The following is a 21,830-nucleotide window of genomic DNA, read 5'->3' as shown; positions in this document are numbered from 1 at the left end:
TTAATTTTTTTAAAATTTAAAATTAGCTCCAGCCAAAATAGTTCTTGGTCTTGGGTAAATTAAGTTGTCTATACCAGGGTCTGTTCCTGTAACTTCAGGATCTAAACCAGAGTAGTTTGTAATAACAAATACATTTTGAACACCACCCCAAAGTCTAATACTTTTTAGTTTTTTAGAAATGTTGTTAAATGTGTAACCTAATGTAATGTTGTCCATTTTTAAGAATGAAGCATCTTCTAAATATAAATCTGAAGTAATAACATCTGAAGTACGTTGGAAATTAGTGTTAAGTACTGATGTTGGAACGTTGCCTAAAACAGCATTATCTTGTAATTGGCCTAATTGTGCTCTAGATGAATTTACGTTGTTGTAAACGTAGTTACCTAGGTTTGCACGCATGTTAAAAGATAAATCGAAGTTTTTATAGTTAATGTTAGATTGGAAACCTAAAATAACATCGGCACCCGGATTTTCTTTAATATAACGGTCGTCATCATTAATAACATTATCACCGTTTAAATCTGCGTAAGCGCCTTCAATTGGGTTTCCTGCAGTATCATAAAGTTGTTTGTAAACACTAAATGAGTTAGGTGCTTCGCCAATTCTGTGCATTTGAATGTTATTACCAGTACCACCAGCAATACCACCAGTTCTTACATCTTGTCCTAGGGCTAAATCTGTAATTTCTCTATCTAAAAATGTAGCATTAAAGTTCAGGTTTACATTAAAATCTTCTTGTTTAACAACATCGGCATTTAAAGAAAATTCTAAACCTTGTATGCGTAACTCTCCAATGTTTTGAATCACGTTGTTTGAAAAGTTGGCACCATCGGCCACTGAGGCTTCAAATAATAAATCTTTTGAATTTTTTTGGAAAACGTTTAAAGATCCAGATAATTTGTTGTCAAATAGCCCATAATCTACACCAAATTCAATGGTAGTTGTTTCTTCCCATTTTAAATCTGGGTTAATTTCAGAAGCTATTAAAGATTGGATAATAGTATTACCAAATTGGTATTGCGAGTTTGGGTTACCACCGCGGTAGCGATTTAAAAAGATGTCTTTTTGGGTAACCTCTTGTTGCCCTGTAATACCGTAACCAGCTCTTAATTTTAAGTTTGAAATAACTTTTGAATTTTTTAAGAAATCTTCGTCGCTAATATTCCAAGCTAAAGCAGCTGCAGGGAAATTACCCCAGCGGTTTTCTTCGCTAAATCTTGAAGAACCATCACGTCTGTAAGTAAGTGTTAATAAATACTTATCAGCAAAAGTTAAATTAGCTCTACCAAAAAAGCCTATTAAAACCACGTCAGGATCTGCATAAATATCTGGTGCGCTATTTGGGTCTAATCTGTTACCTGTGTTATCACCTTTAAAAGTGAATTTTTGGTATGAGTAACCAGCAGTAAACTCAGAGCGTACGTTGTTAAACTCTTTTGAGTAGTTTAAATAACCATCAAATAACTCGTTGGTTCTTTTTTCAAACCTGTCAAAAACATTACCTCTAACATCGTCATTTGTAGCTACAAGAGCAGATGTTCTTTGTATTTCTTTAGTTTCAGTTTCATCATAACCAATATTTAAAACAGCTTTTAATTCTGGTAAGAAATGAAATTTGTAATCTAAGTTTAAGTTACCGTAAGCTCTGTTAGAGTCACCTATATTATTTGTTTGAAGTAAAGATGCTACTGGGTTTGTAGTACCATTTAAAAGTGTGCTACCGTTACGGTGCTGATAGAAACCACCAAAAGGCGATGTTGCATCATATACAGGTTGTGTTGGGTCATAGCGTAAAGCAGCGCCAATTTGTCCTGAATCTGCAAAACGATTATCTTCAAATGATAAGTTTGCATTTAAATTAATTTTTAAATGATCATCAAAAAGACTTGGGTTTAAGGCTAATCCTAGGTTTCTGCGCTCAAATTCTGAAGTCATAATTGCACCTTCTTGATTTGTTATTCCGAAAGAAAATCTAGTAGGAATGGCTTTAAATAATGAGCCTTGTAAAGATAAATTGTGTTGCGATGAAACAGTGTTTCTAAAAATTTCATCTTGCCAATCTGTATTTGCGTTTCCTAATAAAGTTTCATCTAAATTAGAACCGTTAATAGGTTGCGATGCTACTAAGTTTCTAAAATCGTTAGCGCTAAACACGTTAACTCTGTCAGTTAATTCGCCAAAGCTATATTGAGAATCTAAAGTAGCGCTAAAGGTAGATTTACCTTTTTTAGTTACAATAATAATAACACCATTTGCTGCTCTAGAACCATAAATAGCCGTTGCAGAAGCATCTTTTAATACTGAAAATGAATCAATATCATTAGGGTTAATACTAGCCAAAATACCACGCGATCCTCGGTTAGAGTCGTTTGTAATTGGTAAACCATCAATAATAATTAACGGATCATTTGATGCGTTAATAGAAGAGCCACCACGAATTCTAATTTGAGACCCTGAACCAGGAGCACCACTAGTATTAATACTAACACCAGAAATTCTACCACTTAAAAGGTTTTCGGGTGTAACAATGTTACCTCTGGTAAAATCTTTAGAAGTTATGGCTTCAACCGAACCTGTGGCATCTTTTTTGGTTGTAGAACCATAACCAATAACTACTATCTCATCTAGTAATGCGGCGTCTTCGGCCATTTCAACATTTATTGTTGATTGCCCTGTAAACGGAACTTCTATGGGCAAATAGCCTACATAAGTAAACACTAAAACGTCACCTTTGTTGGCTTGTATTTGGTATTGCCCGTCAAAATCTGTTGATGTGCCTGTTGTAGTATTTTTAATTACAACATTTACTCCAGGAAGCGGAATGGCTGTTGATTTTTCAGTTACTGTTCCTTTTACAATATTTTGTGCAAATAAGCTTATTGGCACAAAAAACAAAAAAAGGAGTAACCCATTCATTGTTGTTTTCATACAATAATTTTTAAATTAATGTCTTTTTAGTTAGTCTTGAGTATATTTTCACTTCTCAGAGAATAAAACTATGTAAAGAAATTGTAAACAAATAATTTCAAATTACGAAATATTCATCGAAAACGTTTTCGTGTTGATAACTTTTAATTTTAAAAGCTATATTTTGGTTATTTCGCATATTTTAAATATTGCTAACAAGGTGTTTTTGTGTACCTTTACTATAACAACTAAATAGTGTTTTTAAACTAAATGAAAAGAAAAATTACCCTAAAACAAATAGCAAAAGAGTTAGATGTATCGGTCTCTACAGTTTCAAAAGCCTTAAGTGATAGCAAAGAAATTAGTGAAGATACTAAGCAAAAAATTCAAGCCTTTGCAAAATTATACAACTACAGGCCCAATAATATTGCTTTAAGTTTAAAAAACCGAAAAACTAAAACCATTGGTATTTTAATTCCAGAAATTGTTCATCATTTTTTTTCTACGGTAATTCGAGGTATTGAGCGTGTGGCCAATAGGCGTGGTTATAACGTAATTGTGGGGCTATCTAACGAGTCGTTTACTAAAGAAATTATAAATATGGAAATGCTTGCCGGAGGCAGTATAGATGGTTTTATTTTATCAATATCTAAGGAAACAATGCTTAAGCAAGATTACCATCATTTTAATGCTACCATAGATCAAGGAATACCAATTGTTATGTTTGATAGGGTTGTAGATGAGGTAGATTGTGATAAAGTTATTGTAGACGATTTTAAAGGCGCTATAAAAGCTGTAGAGAAACTTATTGCAAATAAATGCAAAAATATAGCGCTTATTACTACTATGGATTATATAAGCGTTGGAAGATTAAGAACGCAGGGGTATTTAGAGGCTTTAAAAAATAATAATATTGAAGCAAACCCTAACTTGATTTTAAAAATTGATGATAAACTAGATGTTGAAAATCATATTGAAGTTTTAGAAAATGAAATTGAACAATTTTTTAAAACAAATCCTAAAATTGATGGTTTGTTTGCTGTAAATGAGCTGTATGCAGTTACAGCTATGAAAGTGGCTCGAAAATTAGGATTAACTATTCCTGAAGATATGCAAGTCATTGGCTTTACCGATGGTGTTTTGTCTAAACACGCAACACCAAGTTTATCTACAGTGAGCCAACATGGGCAAAAAATTGGTGAACAATCCGCCAATTTATTAATAGATAGATTAGAGGCAATGGATTATGATCAGCCATCGTATTTGGCTAGTAATGAGCCCAAAAAAGATTTTATAAAACTAGTAATTGAAACAGAAATCATTGAAAGAGAATCTACTAAATAAATTTTTTTATAGTAATTTAAAAACTTTTATTTATCTTTGACCCAAATTCAAAACTTATATTTTCACTTCTCACATAAGTTTTGATAAGTACATATCGCTTATCAAATAGTATTAATTTTAACATACTATTTAATGGAAAAGCGTAAGTTAAGTTTCTGGGAAATTTGGAACATGAGTTTCGGTTTCTTAGGAATTCAATTCGGTTTTGCACTGCAAGGAGGCTTTATGTCTCGCATTTTTCAAACATTAGGAGCTAATCATGATGATATTCCATTACTATGGATTGCTGCACCTTTAACAGGTTTGTTGGTACAACCCATAGTAGGTTATTTAAGTGATAGAACGTGGCATTCTAAGCTTGGTAGGCGTAGGCCTTATTTTTTAATTGGGGCTATTTTAAGCTCAATAGCTTTATTTTTTGTACCGCATTCACCTGCATTGTGGGTAGCCGCTGGTTTTCTATGGGTGTTAGATGCATCTATAAACATCTCTATGGAGCCATTTAGAGCCTTGGTAGCCGATAAGTTACCCGAGTCGCAAAGGTCATACGGTTTTGTTGTGCAAACTTTAATTATTGGTATTGGCACTTGGGTGGCAAGTAATTTACCTTGGATGGTATCGCAACTTGGTTATAGTGATGCGGCTCCACAAGGTGTTGTTCCTATGTCTGTTAAAGTAGCCTTTGCAATTGGTGGCTTTGTTTTTCTATTAAGCGTATTGTACACCATTTTTACTACAAGCGAATATCCGCCAGAAGACCTAGAGGCATTTCAAAAGGAAAAAGAACAAAAAAGCAGATTTATAAAAGATATTACTGAAAACATAGGGAAAATGCCCAAAACAATGAAACGTCTTGGAGTTATTCAGTTTTTTTCATGGTTTGCTTTTTTTACCATGTGGAGTTTAGCTAACCCTGCACTAACAGAGCATGTGTTTAATGCGCCGGCACCAGTTGAAGCTAATTTTAACATGGAAATTTCAGCAGAAAAAGAAGCTTTTAACATTGCTAATACGGCGTTTCAAAAAGCATCAAATTTAGTGGGGTCTGCCATGGGTATTTATGGGTTGTCATCTATGGCTTTTGCCTTGTTGTTAACCTTTTACACATCAAAACGAACCATAAATCGTAAATACGTTCACATGATATCACTCATGTTGGGTGGTTTAGGGTTCATCTTAATGTACTTTATTAATAATCCAGATTACTTAAAATATTGCTTTGTACTTATTGGTGTTTCGTGGGGTAGTATATTATCTATGCCTTACGCCATGTTATCAAGCTCTGTAGACCCCAAAAAAATGGGCATGTTTATGGGTATTTTTAACATGTTTATTGTAATACCACAAATAATAGCAGCTTTAGGCGGTATTAATTTTATTTCAGGATTACTAGGTGAAGAAGCAATAAATGCAATGCTAGTTGCAGGAATGAGTTTAATTGTAGCAGGTTTATGTAACTTTTTAATAACCAACAAATCTGCCATATCATATCAAACAGAAAATGAATAATATAGGTGTAATATTCGATTTAGACGGCGTTATAGTAGATACTGCCAAATACCATTTTTTAGCTTGGAAAAAATTAGCCGATAGTTTAGGCTTTGAGTTTACCGAAACACATAATGAGCTTTTAAAGGGCGTAAGTAGAGTGCGTTCTTTAGAAATTCTTTTAGAAGTTGGAAACAAAACCATTTCCGAAGCACAAAAACAAGCGTATTTGGTAAGTAAAAATGAAGATTATTTAGAGTTTATTACAAAAATGACTGCAGATGAAATTCTACCAGGTGTAAATAAACTTTTAAATTATTTAGATGAAAAAGGAATAAAATACGTGTTAGGTTCTGCAAGTAAAAACGCGCCATTAATTTTAAAGCAAATAGGTTTGTACAATAGGTTTGCAGCCATTGTAGATGGTAACAGTGTTAGTAAAGCAAAACCAGATCCTGAGGTGTTTTTAATAGGGGCCGAAAAACTCAATATAAAACCAGAACACTGTGTGGTTTTTGAAGATGCCATTGCAGGTATTGAAGCAGCTAAAAATGCAGGCATGTTTGCAGTTGGTGTTGGAGATAAAAAAACACTAAACCAGGCAGATTATAACGTAAACAACTTAACCGAAATTTCAGAACGTTTTTTTGAAACGTTAATGACATTAAATTGAAAGAAAAATGAATCAAGATTATATAAAACCAAATAGCTGGTCTATCATAGAAGAAGGTTTTGATGCCAGTAGAGTAGAGGCCTCAGAGAGTTTGTTTAGTATTGGTAATGGTGCTATGGGGCAACGTGCTAATTTTGAAGAAAGCTATTCAGGGCAAACCTTTCAAGGTAGCTATATTGCGGGTGTTTATTATCCCGATAAAACCCGCGTAGGTTGGTGGAAAAATGGCTATCCAGAGTACTTTGCTAAAGTTTTAAATGCACCAAATTGGATTGGAATAGGCGTTGAAATTAACGGCGAAACTTTAGATTTGAATACTTGTACAAAGGTTGAAGATTTTAAGCGTGAGCTTAACATGAAAGAAGGGTGGTTAGCAAGAACGTTTACCGCAACCTTACCTAATAATATAAAGGTAAAAGTTGAAAGCCTACGTTTTTTAAGTTTAACATTAGATGAATTAGGTGCTATTAAATACAACGTAACACCTTTAAATGCAGATGCAGAGGTAGTTTTTAAACCGTATTTAGATAATGGTATTACTAATAAAGATACAAACTGGGACGATAAGTTTTGGGATGTTTTAAACGTAAGCAATCAAGGTGAGCAGGCATTTATTGAGGCAAGAACCATGAAAACCGATTTTCATGTGTGTACTTTTATGCAATCTCAAATTAGCGTAAATGAAAAAGAGCTAAATTTAGAACCTTCACTTGAAACTGAAAATAATAAAATTATCTTTTCATATAAAGCCAATGTAAAACAGGGCGAAACTTGTACTATTAATAAATATGCAGGCTATACTGTTGATAGAAACCACGATAAAAATACTTTAGTTACCGCCGCTAAACAAGTTTTAGAAAAAGCGCAAACTTTAGGTTTCAATGCGCTTTTAAATAACCAAAAAGAAGCTTGGGCAAACATTTGGGAACGTGCCGATATTACTATTGAGGGCGATGTTAAAGCGCAACAAGGTATTCGTTTTAATATTTTTCAATTAAACCAAACGTATTTAGGTACAGATTCTAGGTTAAATATTGGGCCAAAAGGATTTACAGGCGAAAAATATGGTGGTAGTACCTACTGGGATACCGAGGCCTATTGCATACCGTTTTACATGGCAACAAAAGACCAAAGTGTTGCTAAAACTTTATTAGAATATCGTTATAACCACTTAGGTAGAGCCATTGAAAATGCTGAAAAATTAGGCTTTAAAAATGGCGCAGCATTATATCCAATGGTAACCATGAATGGTGAAGAGTGCCACAACGAATGGGAAATTACTTTTGAAGAAATTCATCGTAACGGCGCCATAGCTTTTGCTATTTATAATTACCATCGTTACACAGGAGATTATAGCTACATTCCAGAAAAAGGATTGGAAGTTTTAATTGGTATTGCCCGTTTTTGGCATCAACGCGCTAACTTTTCAACTGAAAAAAACAAATACGTTATTCTTGGCGTTACAGGACCAAACGAATACGAAAACAACGTAAATAACAATTGGTACACTAACTATTTAGCGCAATGGTGTATTAATTATGCGCTTGAAAATTTAGAAATTGTAGATTCAAAATATAATAATGATTTTGTTAGAATTGCCGAAAAAGTAAAACTTACTAAATCTGAAATTGCCCTTTGGAAAGCCGTTGCAGATAACATGTATTTTCCTTATTCTGAAAAACACAATGTATTTTTACAACAAGATGGTTTTTTAGATAAAGCATTAATTACAGTGGCTAATTTACCTAAAGAAGAACGTCCATTAAACCAATATTGGTCTTGGGACAGAATTTTACGTTCACCTTACATTAAACAAGCCGATGTATTACAAGGTTTCTACTTTTTTGAAGATCAATTTTCTACCGAAGATTTACAACGTCATTTCGATTTTTATGAGCCTTTTACAGTACACGAAAGTTCATTATCACCATGTGTACACAGTATTCAAGCCGCAAAATTAGGTAGAATGGAGCAGGCTTACACCTTCTATTTAAGAACCTCGCGTTTAGATTTAGATGATTATAATAAAGAAGTTCATGAAGGCTTACATATTACAAGTATGGCGGGTACTTGGATGAGTATTGTTGAAGGTTTTGGTGGTATGCGTGTTAAAAATAACACCCTTCATTTTGAGCCTAAAATTCCAAAGCAATGGGAAGCATTTTCGTTTAAAGTTAATTTTAGAAATCATATAATAAAAGTAAATGTAACGCAAACTCAAACAACCTTTGAAATGGTAAGCGGTAACGCACTTAATATTTGTGTAGATGGCAAACCACAAACGGTTAAACCAAAGGCGCTTCAAACATCAAATTAAAAAAATACAGGTAATGAAACAAATTGCAATTTTATTAACACTCTTTTTTGTAGCTACCATAACCTTAAATGCACAAGAGTTAAAATCGCCTAACGGAGAGTTAATTATGACTTTTAGCATGCAAGGTAACGGTGTGCCAACGTACAAATTAAGCTTTAAAAACAAAGTGGTTATTAAGCAAAGTACATTAGGGTTAGAGCTGAAAGATGACGAAAAATCTTTGTTAAACGATTTTGTGGTTGTTACAACAGAACAAGCTACATTTAATAATACTTGGCAGCCAGTTTGGGGTGAACAAAACGAAATTCAAAATAATTATAACGAGTTAGCAGTAGCTTTAAAACAAAACGAAACCAACAGAAAAATGACCTTACGTTTTAGGTTGTTTAATGATGGTTTAGGCTTTCGTTATGAGTTTCCTGAACAAACCGAATTGGTGTATTTTGTTATAAAAGAAGAGCGTACGCAATTTGCTATGGCAGGTAATCATACCGCATTTTGGCTACCCGGAGATTATGATTCTCAGGAGTATGATTATACCGAAAGTAAATTATCTGAAATTCGCGAACTTTTTGATACTGCAGTAACACATAATGCATCACAAGAACAATTCTCTAAAACAGGTGTTCAAACATCGTTAATGATGAAGTCAAGTGATGGTTTATACATCAACTTACATGAAGCAGCGTTAATCAATTATTCATGCATGCATTTAGAATTAGATGATGAAAATTTAGTTTTTGAATCACATTTAACACCAGATGCGCAAGGCAATAAAGGTTATTTACAAGCACCATGTACCTCGCCATGGCGAACCGTTATGGTTAGTGATGATGCTCGCAATATTTTAGCATCAAAATTAACCCTAAATTTAAATGAACCTTGCGCTATAGAAGATACATCATGGATAAAACCTGTAAAATATATGGGTGTTTGGTGGGAAATGATTACCGGAAAAAGCAGTTGGGCTTATACAGATGATTTGCCTGCGGTACAATTAGGAATTACAGATTACAGTAAGGTTAAACCCAACGGAAAACATGCAGCCAATAACGAGAATGTGAAACGTTATATAGATTTTGCTTCAGAACATGGTTTTGATGGTTTGTTAGTTGAAGGATGGAATGAAGGTTGGGAAGATTGGTTTGGTAAATCTAAAGATTACGTGTTTGATTTTGTAACACCCTACCCAGATTTTGATGTTGAAGAAATTCACGCGTATGCAAAATCTAAAAATGTTAAAATGATTATGCATCATGAAACTTCTGGTTCTACAAGAAATTATGAGCGCCACATGGACAAAGCATATCAATTTATGAAAGATAACGGATACAATGCTGTAAAAAGCGGCTACGTTGGTAATATTTTACCTCGTGGAGAGCGTCATTACAGCCAGTGGGTTGTTAACCATTATCAATACGCACTTGAAAAAGCAGCCGATTATCAAATAATGATAAATGCTCATGAAGCTGTTAGGCCAACAGGAATTTGCAGAACATACCCCAATTTAATTGGTAACGAATCGGCAAGAGGAACCGAGTTCCAAGCCTTTGGTGGTTCTAAACCAAACCATGTTACGGTATTGCCTTTTACACGTTTAATTGGCGGACCAATGGATTATACACCGGGCATTTTTGAAATGGATATTAGCAAATTAAATCCCAACAATAATTCGCATGTAAATAGCACCATTGCTAATCAATTAGCCTTGTATGTTACCATGTATAGCCCATTACAAATGGCAGCCGATTTACCCGAAAACTACCAACGTTTTATGGATGCTTTTCAGTTTATAAAAGACGTTGCTGTAGATTGGGATGAAAGTAAGTATTTAGAGGCAGAACCTGGGCAATACATTACCGTAGCACGAAAAGAAAAAGGAAGTAATAACTGGTTTGTGGGTAATGTAAATGGTGAAAAAGCTAGAACATCTTCCATTAAGTTAGATTTTTTAGAAAAAGGCAAAAAGTACATGGCTACTATTTATGCCGATGCTAAAGATGCCCATTATAAAACCAATCCGCAAGCCTATAAAATTTCAACAAAAAAGGTAACTAGTAAAACTAAACTATCGTTGTTATCGGTTCCTGGAGGCGGTTACGCTATTAGTATTTCCGAAATAAAATAAATAAAATTATGAGTCTTATATTCAGTAAAAATAAAATGCAATGGGTCATATTATTTTTAACGGTGTTTGCTGTTTCATGCAAAAATGAAAGTAGTATAGCTGTTAAAAAAGCACCTGTAATAGATGTTGAAAAACACGATATTGAACGTGTAGAGCCTTTAAATTGGTGGGTTGGTTTTAAAAACAATGCATTACAGTTGTTGGTAAAACATCCAAATATTTCAAAAACAACACCTCATATTTCATATCCGGGTGTTTCCATAAAAAAAACACACAAAGCAGATAGTCCAAATTATCTATTTATAGACTTAATTATTGAAGAAAACACACCTGCTGGTAAATTCAATTTAGTTTTTACCGAAGAAAATAAAACCGATTTGGTTTACACTTACGAGTTAAAAGAGCGCACCAAGGCAGCCGAAGATTTTGTAGGTTTTAGCAGTAGCGATGCGGTGTATTTAATTACGCCCGATAGGTTTGCCAACGGTAACACAGCCAATGATGTAAATTCACAATTATTAGAAAAAACTGTTGATAGAACCAATGATTATGGTAGGCATGGTGGCGATATTGCTGGCATAACTAAACATTTAGATTATATTGAGAAAATGGGTTTTACAGCCATTTGGCCTTGCCCGTTGTTAACTAATGATATGCAAAGCTCATCATATCATGGGTATGCAATGACTAATTTTTATCAGGTAGATCCGCGTTTTGGTACTTTAGATGAATACATCAATCTATCAAAAAAGGCGCAAGAACGTGGCATGAAATTAATCATGGATCAAGTGGCAAATCATTGCGGATCTGAACACTGGTGGATGAAAGATTTGCCTTTTAATAATTGGGTGAATCAGCAAGAAACATTTCTTAATAACAAAGAAAGTCTATTCAATTCAAATCACCGCAGAACAGCTAATCAAGATATATATGCCTCTAAAAGCGATAAAGCAGCTATGAATGAAGGCTGGTTTGTGCCAACAATGCCCGATTTAAATCAGAAAAATCCATTTTTAGCAACCTATTTAATTCAAAATAGTATTTGGTGGGTAGAAACTTTAGAACTTGGTGGTATTCGTCAAGACACATACCCATATCCTGATAAAGAATTTATGAGTGATTGGGCAGGCGCTATAATGGCAGAGTATCCTAATTTTAATATTGTAGGCGAAGAGTGGAGCTACAACCCATTGCTAATTGCATATTGGCAAGACGGACATGAAAATAACGATGGTTATGATTCTAACCTAAAATCAACCATGGATTTTGCAATGCAAGCCAAAATTACTGAAGCTTTAAAAGAAGAAGAGTCTTGGGATCGTGGTTTGGTTAAAATTTACGAAGGTTTAGCAAATGATTTTGCTTATACAAGACCCAATGATATCATGATTTTTAATGACAACCATGATATGAGTCGTATTTTTACCCAGTTAAATGGTGATATAATCAATACAAAAATGGCGCTAAGTACCATTTTAATAGTACCTCGTACCCCACAAATTTACTATGGTACCGAAATTTTAATGAATGATTTTGATAAACCAGGAGACCACGGTTTACTTCGAGGAGATTTCCCTGGTGGATGGGATACCGATACTGTTAATGCATTTACTGGTGAAGGTTTAACCAATGCTCAAAAAGACATGCAAAACTACCTTAAAACACTTTTAAATTTCAGAAAAAATAGTAAAGCTATTCATAAGGGTAAAACCATTCATTTTGCACCTCAAAATGGAGTTTACGTACTTTTTAGAATTTTTGAAAGCGAGGTTGTAATGCATGTAATAAATAAAAATGAAGGTAAAACAATTCTTGATTTACAAAGGTTTAAAGAAATAGGTTTGCAAGGTAAAACACTTAAAAATATTATATCAAACCAAACTTTTATGTGGAATGATGTTTTAGAATTAAACGAAAAAGGAAGCTTTATTTTCAGTTCAAAATTATAACTTATGAAAAAATTAATAGCATTACTTAGCTTCCTTTTACTTTTTACCACTTGTAAAAACGAACCGAAGCAAGCAACAGAAAAAAAGCATATGAAACCAGTTATAATAACCAAAAATATTACTGGTGGATATTTAGAGCGTTACACCAATTTTAAAACCAATTTGATTAAACCAAGAACAGTTGATGTTTGGTTACCTAATAGTTATTCTTCAAATAAAACATATGAGGTGCTTTACATGCACGATGGGCAAATGTTATTTGATGCCTCAACTACCTGGAATAAGCAAGAATGGATGGTTGATGAGTGGGCAAGTAAACTTCAAAATGAGGGCGTAACTCAAGATTTTATTGTTGTTGCCATTTACAATATTCCTGAAATACGTTGGCAAGATTTATTTCCTGAAAAAGCTTTTTCTAATTTAAATGATGAAGAAAAAACATTGATTTCTAATCAAAGAAATGAAATTAAACAAACAAGTGATTTATCGGGTGATAATTATCTGAAGTTTTTAGTTAATGAATTAAAGCCTTTTATTGATAGCCAATACGCAACATTAAAAACTACGGAGCATACTTTTGTAGCAGGATCAAGCATGGGTGGATTAATGAGTATGTATGCTATTTGCGAATATCCTGAAGTTTTTGGTGGTGCTGCATGTATGTCTACACATTGGCCAGGTGCTGCCCCAATAGAAGAAAATCCGTTACCAAAAGCTATTTTTTCATATTTAAAAAAGCATGTGCCCAATGCTAAAAATCATAAAGTGTATTTTGATTATGGTACAGAAACTTTAGATGCACACTATCCACAATACGCTTTAACCGTAGATAGTATTTTTTTTAATAACGGCTATACATCTTCAAACTATAAAAATTTAAAATTTGAAGGCACAGACCATAGTGAAAATTCTTGGAATAAACGCTTAAACGAGCCGCTTACATTTCTGCTAAAAAAATAAATTTCAATAATAAATACTTATGAAAAAAGTAGTATTTTTAGTATGTTTATTGTCGTTTTTGTGTGTGTTTTGCTGCAAAAATGATAAAGCAGAATTATCAAAAAAAAACATAGTATTGAAAGAAAAATATGTTGTTTATCAGGTCTTTAGTAGGCTTTTTGGTAACACAAACACCACCAATAAACCTTGGGGAACCATTGAGGAAAACGGTGTTGGCAAGTTTAACGACTTTACAGAAAAGGCCTTAACAGAAATAAAAAACTTAGGTGTTACTCATATTTGGTATACCGGAGTGCCGCATCATAATGTTATTACAGATTATACAGCATTTGGTATAGAAAACGATGATCCTGATGTGGTTAAAGGTAGAGCAGGTTCACCTTATGCGGTGAAAGATTATTACAACGTAAACCCTGATTTGGCGGTGAATGTTGAAAATAGATTAGAAGAATTTAAAGCTTTACTAGAACGCACACACAAATCTGGGTTAAAAGCAATAATTGATATTGTGCCAAACCATGTTGCTAGAAATTATAAAAGCCTAACAAACCCAAAAGGTGTAGAAGACTTTGGAGCCAATGATGATAAAACGGTAACATATCACGTAAATAATAACTTTTACTATAATCCAGATGAATCATTTAAAGTGCCAACTTGGGAAAACGGTTATTCGCCTTTAGGTGATTATTCTCATCCGTTAGAAGATGGTTTGTTTGACGAGCAACCTGCAAAATGGACTGGTAACGGGTCGCGTTTATCACAACCTAACATGAACGATTGGTACGAAACTGTAAAAGTGAATTACGGTATAAAACCCGATGGAAGTAAAGATTTCGGTACACTTCCCAGTGGATTTGAAAATAAAGATTATAAAGCGCATTTCGAATTTTGGCAAGATAAAACGGTGCCAAATTCATGGATAAAATTTAAAGATATTGCCCTGTATTGGACACACTTAGGGGTTGATGGCTTTAGATTTGATATGGCAGAAATGGTACCTGTTGAGTTTTGGAGTTATATGAATTCACATATAAAAACCGAAAATCCTGATGCTTTTCTTTTGGCAGAAGTATACAACCCCAAATTGTACAGAGATTACATTAAAAAAGGAAAAATGGACTATTTGTATGATAAGGTGCAATTATATGATACCATTAAACATATTATGCAAGGCCATGGGAAAACAGACAATATACCGCCAATACAAGATAGTTTAAAGGATATTGAACACCACATGCTTCATTTTCTAGAGAACCATGATGAGCAACGTATTGCAAGCCCTGAATTTGCAGGAAATGCAGAAAAAGGTAAACCAGCTATGGTGGTTTCTGCAACCATAAGTACAGCGCCAACTATGGTGTATTTTGGGCAAGAAGTTGGTGAAGATGGTAGTGAACACGCAGGTTTTGGGCAGCCATCACGAACTTCAATTTTCGATTATATAGGCGTGCCAGCCCACCAACGTTGGGTAAATAATAAACAATTTGATGGCGGTCAACTTACTAAAGAAGAAAAAAGCCTCAGAGATTTTTATAAACGTTTATTAAACATCACCATTTCTAATGTTGCTTTGGCAGGTAATTATCAAGATCTTCATATTTATAACAGAAAATATACCGAAAATTATTCAGATAAAGTACTATCGTATTTACGATGGAGTAATGATGAAACATTATTGATAGTAACAAATTTTGATGCTGAAAATACTTCAGAATTTAACTTAAAAATTTCGCAGAACATTGTAAAAACATTGCAACTTAAAAATGGAAGTTATAAAATGCATGATGTATTATACAATAAATTTGAAACAACTTTAAAAGTTGAAAATTTAAATGGTGAATTACATGTAAAACTTAATCCCTTAGAATCCTTTATTTTAAAAGTGGAAAAATAGAGTTAAACGTACTCCGAAATAAAATATTGCCTAAAAAGTGTAACTTTTTTTATGTTATGATGTCTTGTGTTTAACGACTAAGTTAAATATTTGTAAATTTGCAGCACAAGACGCTTAACATGATAGATATAAATGACAACATAGAATCTCCCTTAATTCTAAAGGTGAGTTTTAACAAGTTACTTCAGTATTATGAAGACTTGCTAAAGCATGACGATGAGTTTATTGTGGCCAAAGCTAAACGCGTTTTAAACACAGCAAAAGCTTATCCTGTATTACGTGAAGGCTTTACTGAAACAAAAATTTTAGAAGAAAGAAAAAAGGAAATTGGCATTATTTTACAAGATTCCTTTAGCCCTATTCTAACTAAAAACGAAATTAAAACAGCGTCAGTACCATTTCATGATTTAATTTTTAATAAATCTGAAAGGTTTAAAAATATCATAAAAACTGCAGGTAATAGTTTTGAGCTTCAAATAAAAAATATGCCTGAAGATTACAGGTATATTATAGCATGTACCATAATTTTAAACTTTTGTTATGGTTATGATATAAACTTTAAGCGGCCATTATACTATGAAATTCCAGATGCAAACGGTATAACCCGTTATTATAAAATAATGTATAATGCCGATTTTTGTGAAATTAAACCCACAGGAACAGGGCCTAAAATTACTAAAGAAGACTACGAAGAATTACTTGATAACTTTGATAATTTAGAACTTTGGAAAGAAAAATTTCCGCCAAATAGCTATCTATTTGAAGGTTTTGTAATTTCAAACATATTTGATGTTACAGATGATCAATCTATATCAAATATAAAATCTACACTTATTAGAGATGACGGTAATAAAGATGAAAGTTTCATGGAAAGCTTTTATGAAATTTTCCGTTCATTATTAGGTATAAATGACATAAAAGTAGGCTTTTCAATTTATAACCAAGAGGAAAATAGTTTTGAGCATGTTTACGGTGTTAAAGCTAGTAGTTATTTATTGGGTAATATTGAAAAAGAAAACTGCAAAACGGCACTGTGTAATTGGTCTTATAACCGCATAATTAACGAACATAAAAATGTTTCAATATCAAATATTGAGAAGCTTTATACAAAAGAAGAAGGTAAATTACCGCACATAAAAAAACTATATGACCAAGGAATAAAAAGCGCCATTTTTGCGCCTATAGCCAATGAAAGCGGTCTTATGGGTGTTATTGAAATTGTATCAAACAAAGCAAAGGTGTTAAACAGTATTAATGCCAATAAATTGGTTGATATTATGCCTTACATTGTATCTGCAGTAGAACGATCAAAAGCTGAAGAAGAAAATTTAATAGAAGCTGTAATACAAAAAGAATGTACATCTATTCACCCAAGTGTACATTGGCGTTTTGCAAAAGAAGCCAAAGAGTTTATTAAAAAAGACATGTTAGGTCAGCAAGCAAGGTTTAAAAAAATTGCTTTTGATGGCGTGTATCCGCTTTACGGACAAATAGATGTTAAAGGATCATCAGATGCCAGAAACCATGCTACACAAAAAGATTTAGCACTACAATTAACGCTTGTAGATAAGATTTTGGATGTGATTCCGGCTAATGAAAAATTACCGGTATACGAGCAGCTTAAGTTTCAAATAGCAAGTTTTGATGCTGCTATTAAAACCGATTTTAAAGTTGATACAGAACAACAATTAACACGTTTCTTCAAAGAAGAAATAGAGCCTTTATTTATTTTCTTTTTAGAAAAAAAGCATTTTGCTAAAGAAGAAATTGAAGATTATTTTAGTAAAGTTGATACCAACCTTGGTGTTATTTATTACTACAGAAAAAATTACGATGATACCATTGCTTTAATAAACAAAAACATGTCTGCATTACTTGATGAAAAACAAGTAGAAGCGCAAAACATGTATCCGCACTTTTTTGAGCGTTTTAAAACTGATGGTGTAGAGCACAACATGTATATTGGTGAGTCTATTACAAAAGAAGATAGTTTTAATACTATTTATTTGTACAACTTAAGGCTTTGGCAATTGCAAGTAATGTACGAAATGGAAAATAGTTTTTACCAAAACCAAAACGAATATCCAATTGGTTTAGATGTTGCCTCAATGATTTTGGTGTTTAATCAGCCATTATCTATTAGATTTAGAATGGATGAAAAACAATTTGATGTAGATGGTACTTACAACGCACGTTATGAAGTAGTAAAAAAGCGTGTTGATAAAGCCTTTATTAAAGGTACAGAAGAGCGCGTTACAGCTAAAGGTAAAATGACTATTATCTATTCACAAAAAGAAGATGAAATAGAGTATTTAAAATACATTAGCTTTATGCAATCTAAAAACCTATTTTCAAATGATGTTGAAATAGTAGAGTTAGAAGATTTACAAGGTGTAACAGGTTTAAAAGCTATTAGAGTTAGTATGAATTACCAAAAACGTGAAAACGAAAATACGTTTTATTCATATGATGATTTAATGAATGAAATTAAGGCTTAAACTAGTTTATAAGTCTTAATTTCATTCAATTTTTCTTTATAATTAGAGTTTATTAAAGTCTCTGTAGTGCCTTCTGGTAAAACATCCTCAAGATCTTTATTATTTTTTTTCAAAGCTAAACCAAATGATAGTACAGATACAATCATACCTATCATAAAAATAGTGTAAGTAATACGTAAAATACGGTATTTACGCTCTAAAACTTTTCCTAAAAAGTACAGGTCTTTTGTTAATGAGCTGTAAACATAATCTTTATCTTTTATAAGTTCTTTTACGGCCCAATCATATTCCTCTAAACTCATTTTATGGAAATTTCCAAAAAACGTAAGGTTTACATTTTTGTTGGCTACATCTTCTTTTGTAAACTCGCCACTAGTAATATTTGGCCTTGTAGCTATAATTGATAAAACCATAGAAATAACACATGATAACGTAAAAATAGCAGTAGGCCAAACCAAATACGGGTTGGTATCTAATTTTGAAATTAAATTAGCCAAAACCAATGAAATAATAATGGCATTAACAGATAGTAAAATGTTGGCTTTAGTATCTGCAATATCACTAAGTTTTATATGGTTTCGTAACGCAACACGATAAAATGTTTGAATACCGCGTTCCGGACTTTCATTTTTGTACTGTGCCTTGTATTTGGCTTTTATTTCTTCGGTTTTTAATTTCGTTTTACGTTTTTTCTTAGATTTTATAAGGTTAGCTAAGTTTTTTTCTTTTCTAGGTTGCCAGTTTTTTAAAGCGTAATCGGTATAAAATTCATGTTTTTCTGTAAGTACTTTTATGTTTTCATTTTCCCATTCAATAGGAGAATAATCGGCAATACCTTGTAATTCTAATTCTTTGCGTAAAAACTCACTAGCCTCATCAAAATACTTTTTTCCAAAGTGAGAAGCATCAGCATCACGTATAATTTTGTCTAATTCCGTTTTTGGAGAATCTTTAAACTTGGTAGCCATTATACAGGCATTAACTGCTGTTACTACTTTTTCATCAGCACCTTGTTCTTTTAAAAAATCAGTAGCTATTTTAACGCTTTCTTCTTCGTGGTCATCTCTTGTTTTTGTGTAGCCTGTGTCATGTAATAAGGCGGCAAGCTCAAGTATTTCAGCATCTTTTTTGCTTACATCGGTGTTTTCAATAATTTCTCTAGTGCTTCTTAAAACACGTTCTGTATGCGTATAATTATGATATAAAAAACTTTGATCTAATTCGTTTTTTAACAAATCAAATACAAATTTTTCAGTGTTTTCAATTAATTTCGACATAAAAATAAGTTGAATTTTAACCACAAAGTACTAAAATTTATGTGTAATTTTTCAACTTTATGAATAAAGATTTTGTTTGTAAGAATTACATGTAAATAACGACTATTGTTAAACCAAATTGTTAAAGAAAAATTATTTTAAATGCTTACTTGGAAAGATATTATAAGTTTTAGCGTAAACGGAAACCCCAAACCAAACAAACGTGTTGAAAAAACTGATGCAGAATGGCAACAGCAATTAACACCAGAGCAATACCGAATTACACGCTTAAAAGGTACAGAACGCCCGCATAGTGGAGCACTTTGTTCCGCTCATGATGCCGGAAAATATAACTGCGTTTGTTGCAATGAACCTTTGTTTGATTCTACTATAAAATTTAGTTCGGGTACAGGATGGCCAAGTTTTACGCAGCCAATAGCCGAAAACGCTATTAAATATGAAAAAGACACATCATACGGTATGGTACGTGTTGAGGTTATGTGTAATACTTGCAATGCGCATTTAGGCCATGTTTTTCCTGATGGGCCAGAGCCAAGTGGCTTGCGTTACTGTATAAATTCAGAATCTATGCAATTAGAAAAAGCTATTTAAAATGAATGAAAACATACAAATTGCCACTGTTGGTGGTGGCTGCTTTTGGTGTACAGAAGCCGTTTTTCAAGAAGTTAAAGGCGTAATAAAAGTAGTGTCTGGTTACTCTGGTGGTACTGTGCCAGGGCATCCAACTTACAGAGAAATATGTTCAGGTTTAACAGGGCATGCCGAAGTTGTGCAAATAACTTTTAATGCTGATGTTATATCTTTTGAAGATATTTTATTAATATTCATGACAACCCATAACCCTACAACTTTAAATAAACAAGGGGCCGATGTTGGTACGCAATACCGCTCTGTTATTTTTTATCATAATGATGAGCAAGAAGAAATTGCGCAAAACGTAATAAAGCAAGTAGCGCCGTATTACCAAGAACCTATTGTAACAGAAATTACTGCTTTAGATACGTTTTATGAAGCTGAAAATTATCATCAAAACTATTACAAAAATAATCCAAATCAAGGGTATTGTAGTTTTGTAATAACTCCGAAACTTACAAAATTAAAACAGTTGTACGCTGATAAGCTCAAATAAAAACTTTCAAAATGAAAAGCACAAAACTTGAAATAAATAATAGTGACGGTAAAAAACTACGGGCGTATTTAGAGCTGCCCGCTAACCAAAAACCAAATAATTATGCTGTATTTGCACACTGTTTTACTTGTTCAAGTTCTTTAAATGCTGTAAAAAATATTAGTAGAGCCTTAACAACACATGGTTTTGCTGTTTTAAGGTTTGATTTTACAGGTCTTGGCCGAAGTGAAGGCGCGTTTGCCGATAGTCATTTTTCAGGAAATGTTAAAGATTTAATTTCAGTTAATAATTACCTAAAAACACATTACAAAGCACCATCGCTTTTTGTTGGGCATTCTTTAGGCGGAGCAGCTGTTTTGGTTGCAGCTTCAAAACTAGAAAATGTAAAAGCAGTTGCAACTATTGGCGCGCCTTCATCTGTGTCGCATGTAAAACACTTGTTTTCTCATGGTATTGATGATGTAAAACAAAAAGGTGAAGTTATGGTGAATATTGGTGGCAGACCTTTCGAAATAAATAATGAATTTATTGAAGATTTTGATAAAACTAACTTGCCAGAAATAGTTGAAAATTTAAGAAAACCCCTTTTAATAATGCATGCCCCTTTTGATGGTATTGTGGGTGTAAAAAATGCACAAGCGCTTTATGAATATGCACACCACCCTAAAAGTTTTATAAGTTTAGATGGGGCAGACCATTTATTGAGTAATAATAATGATAGTATTTACGTAGGTGATGTTATTGGCAGTTGGGTAAAACGTTATTTTCCATCTGAAGATAATGAAATGCTTGATGTAAACGGTGAGCAAGTTGTTGGGCATTTAAATATTTTAGAAAATAATTTTACTACTAATATTCAAACAAAAAAACATAGTTTAATTGCCGATGAACCTGAAGATGTTGGCGGTAATAATTTTGGCCCATCGCCTTATGAATTGCTAAGCGCTAGTTTAATTGCTTGTACAGCCATGACACTTAAAATGTATGCCGAAAGAAAACAGTGGGATTTACAAGAGGTGTTTGTGTATACTAATCATTCTAAAAAACATAGCAACGATTTAAATATTGAAACAGATGCACCAAAGTATTTAGATTTTATTACAAAGCGCATAAAGTTAATGGGTAATTTAACCCAACAACAAAAAGAACGGCTAATAGAAATAGCATCAAAATGCCCAGTGCATAAAACCTTAAGTAACGGAGTTGTGTTCAAAACAGAGCACATTCCAGATTAAATTGCCTATTTTTGCTTCATAAAATCCCTCA

At 33.0% G+C, this 21,830-nt stretch carries 14 protein-coding genes; 12 read left to right on the top strand and 2 right to left on the bottom strand.

Features of this window, described 5'->3' with window-relative positions; all coding sequences use genetic code 11:
- Positions 1 to 9: 9 nt before the first annotated feature.
- Entirely contained in the window at positions 10 to 2,928 is a 2,919-nt protein-coding gene (locus tag ACYX4H_RS03405) for a SusC/RagA family TonB-linked outer membrane protein (RefSeq protein WP_476237805.1), read from the bottom strand.
- Positions 2,929 to 3,177: 249 nt separating this feature from the next.
- Between ACYX4H_RS03405 and ACYX4H_RS03400 the strand changes: the two genes are divergently transcribed.
- The 9 genes from ACYX4H_RS03400 (at position 3,178) to ACYX4H_RS03360 (ending at position 18,158) form a co-directional block, all read left to right on the top strand.
- Positions 3,178 to 4,251 carry a LacI family DNA-binding transcriptional regulator gene (locus tag ACYX4H_RS03400; RefSeq protein WP_476237803.1) on the top strand — a complete coding sequence of 358 codons (1,074 nt, stop codon included), beginning with the start codon at positions 3,178 to 3,180 and terminating at the stop codon, positions 4,249 to 4,251.
- A gap of 132 nt (positions 4,252 to 4,383) precedes the next feature.
- The gene (locus tag ACYX4H_RS03395; RefSeq protein WP_476237802.1) at positions 4,384 to 5,760 is read left to right on the top strand and encodes an MFS transporter; all 1,377 of its coding nucleotides are present in this window, start codon (positions 4,384 to 4,386) and stop codon (positions 5,758 to 5,760) included.
- On the top strand, positions 5,753 to 6,412 hold the full coding sequence (gene pgmB / locus ACYX4H_RS03390; RefSeq protein ID WP_476237800.1) for a beta-phosphoglucomutase: 660 nt from the start codon (positions 5,753 to 5,755) through the stop codon (positions 6,410 to 6,412). The genes ACYX4H_RS03395 and pgmB overlap by 8 nt, the downstream gene beginning before the upstream one ends.
- 7 nt (positions 6,413 to 6,419) lie before the next feature.
- The gene (locus ACYX4H_RS03385; protein ID WP_476237799.1) at positions 6,420 to 8,729 is read left to right on the top strand and encodes a glycoside hydrolase family 65 protein; all 2,310 of its coding nucleotides are present in this window, start codon (positions 6,420 to 6,422) and stop codon (positions 8,727 to 8,729) included.
- 13 nt (positions 8,730 to 8,742) lie between these two features.
- Complete coding sequence (locus tag ACYX4H_RS03380; protein WP_476237798.1) at positions 8,743 to 10,857, top strand: glycoside hydrolase family 97 protein; 2,115 nt, start codon at positions 8,743 to 8,745, stop codon at positions 10,855 to 10,857.
- A gap of 8 nt (positions 10,858 to 10,865) precedes the next feature.
- A complete protein-coding gene (locus ACYX4H_RS03375) occupies positions 10,866 to 12,806 on the top strand; it encodes a glycoside hydrolase family 13 protein (protein WP_476237797.1) in 1,941 nt (646 codons plus the stop codon).
- A 3-nt stretch (positions 12,807 to 12,809) separates the two neighbouring features.
- On the top strand, positions 12,810 to 13,766 hold the full coding sequence (locus tag ACYX4H_RS03370; RefSeq protein ID WP_476237796.1) for an alpha/beta hydrolase: 957 nt from the start codon (positions 12,810 to 12,812) through the stop codon (positions 13,764 to 13,766).
- A gap of 19 nt (positions 13,767 to 13,785) precedes the next feature.
- Positions 13,786 to 15,660: an alpha-amylase family protein gene (locus ACYX4H_RS03365; RefSeq protein WP_476237795.1), complete on the top strand. Its 1,875-nt coding sequence runs from the start codon at positions 13,786 to 13,788 to the stop codon at positions 15,658 to 15,660.
- A gap of 119 nt (positions 15,661 to 15,779) precedes the next feature.
- Positions 15,780 to 18,158 (top strand): GAF domain-containing protein, encoded by a 2,379-nt coding sequence (locus ACYX4H_RS03360; protein WP_476237794.1) that lies wholly within the window; start codon positions 15,780 to 15,782, stop codon positions 18,156 to 18,158.
- Here the strand turns inward: ACYX4H_RS03360 and ACYX4H_RS03355 are convergent.
- A complete protein-coding gene (locus ACYX4H_RS03355; protein WP_476237793.1) occupies positions 18,155 to 19,435 on the bottom strand; it encodes a Pycsar system effector family protein in 1,281 nt (426 codons plus the stop codon). The genes ACYX4H_RS03360 and ACYX4H_RS03355 overlap by 4 nt on opposite strands.
- 141 nt (positions 19,436 to 19,576) lie before the next feature.
- Between ACYX4H_RS03355 and msrB the strand changes: the two genes are divergently transcribed.
- Genes msrB through ACYX4H_RS03340 form a run of 3 tightly spaced genes read left to right on the top strand, consistent with a single transcriptional unit; the run spans position 19,577 to position 21,799 of the window.
- Positions 19,577 to 20,026: a peptide-methionine (R)-S-oxide reductase MsrB gene (gene msrB / locus ACYX4H_RS03350; RefSeq protein ID WP_476237792.1), complete on the top strand. Its 450-nt coding sequence runs from the start codon at positions 19,577 to 19,579 to the stop codon at positions 20,024 to 20,026.
- Position 20,027: 1 nt separating this feature from the next.
- Complete coding sequence (gene msrA, locus ACYX4H_RS03345) at positions 20,028 to 20,564, top strand: peptide-methionine (S)-S-oxide reductase MsrA (protein ID WP_476237790.1); 537 nt, start codon at positions 20,028 to 20,030, stop codon at positions 20,562 to 20,564.
- Between the two features lie 11 nt (positions 20,565 to 20,575).
- Positions 20,576 to 21,799, top strand: a complete 1,224-nt coding sequence (locus tag ACYX4H_RS03340) for a bifunctional alpha/beta hydrolase/OsmC family protein (RefSeq protein ID WP_476237789.1) — start codon at positions 20,576 to 20,578, stop codon at positions 21,797 to 21,799.
- The last annotated feature ends 31 nt before the right edge of the window (positions 21,800 to 21,830 follow it).

The sequence above is a fragment of the Seonamhaeicola sp. ABD4_340 genome (assembly GCF_056312135.1).
This window is presented reverse-complemented; position numbering and strand designations above follow the sequence as displayed.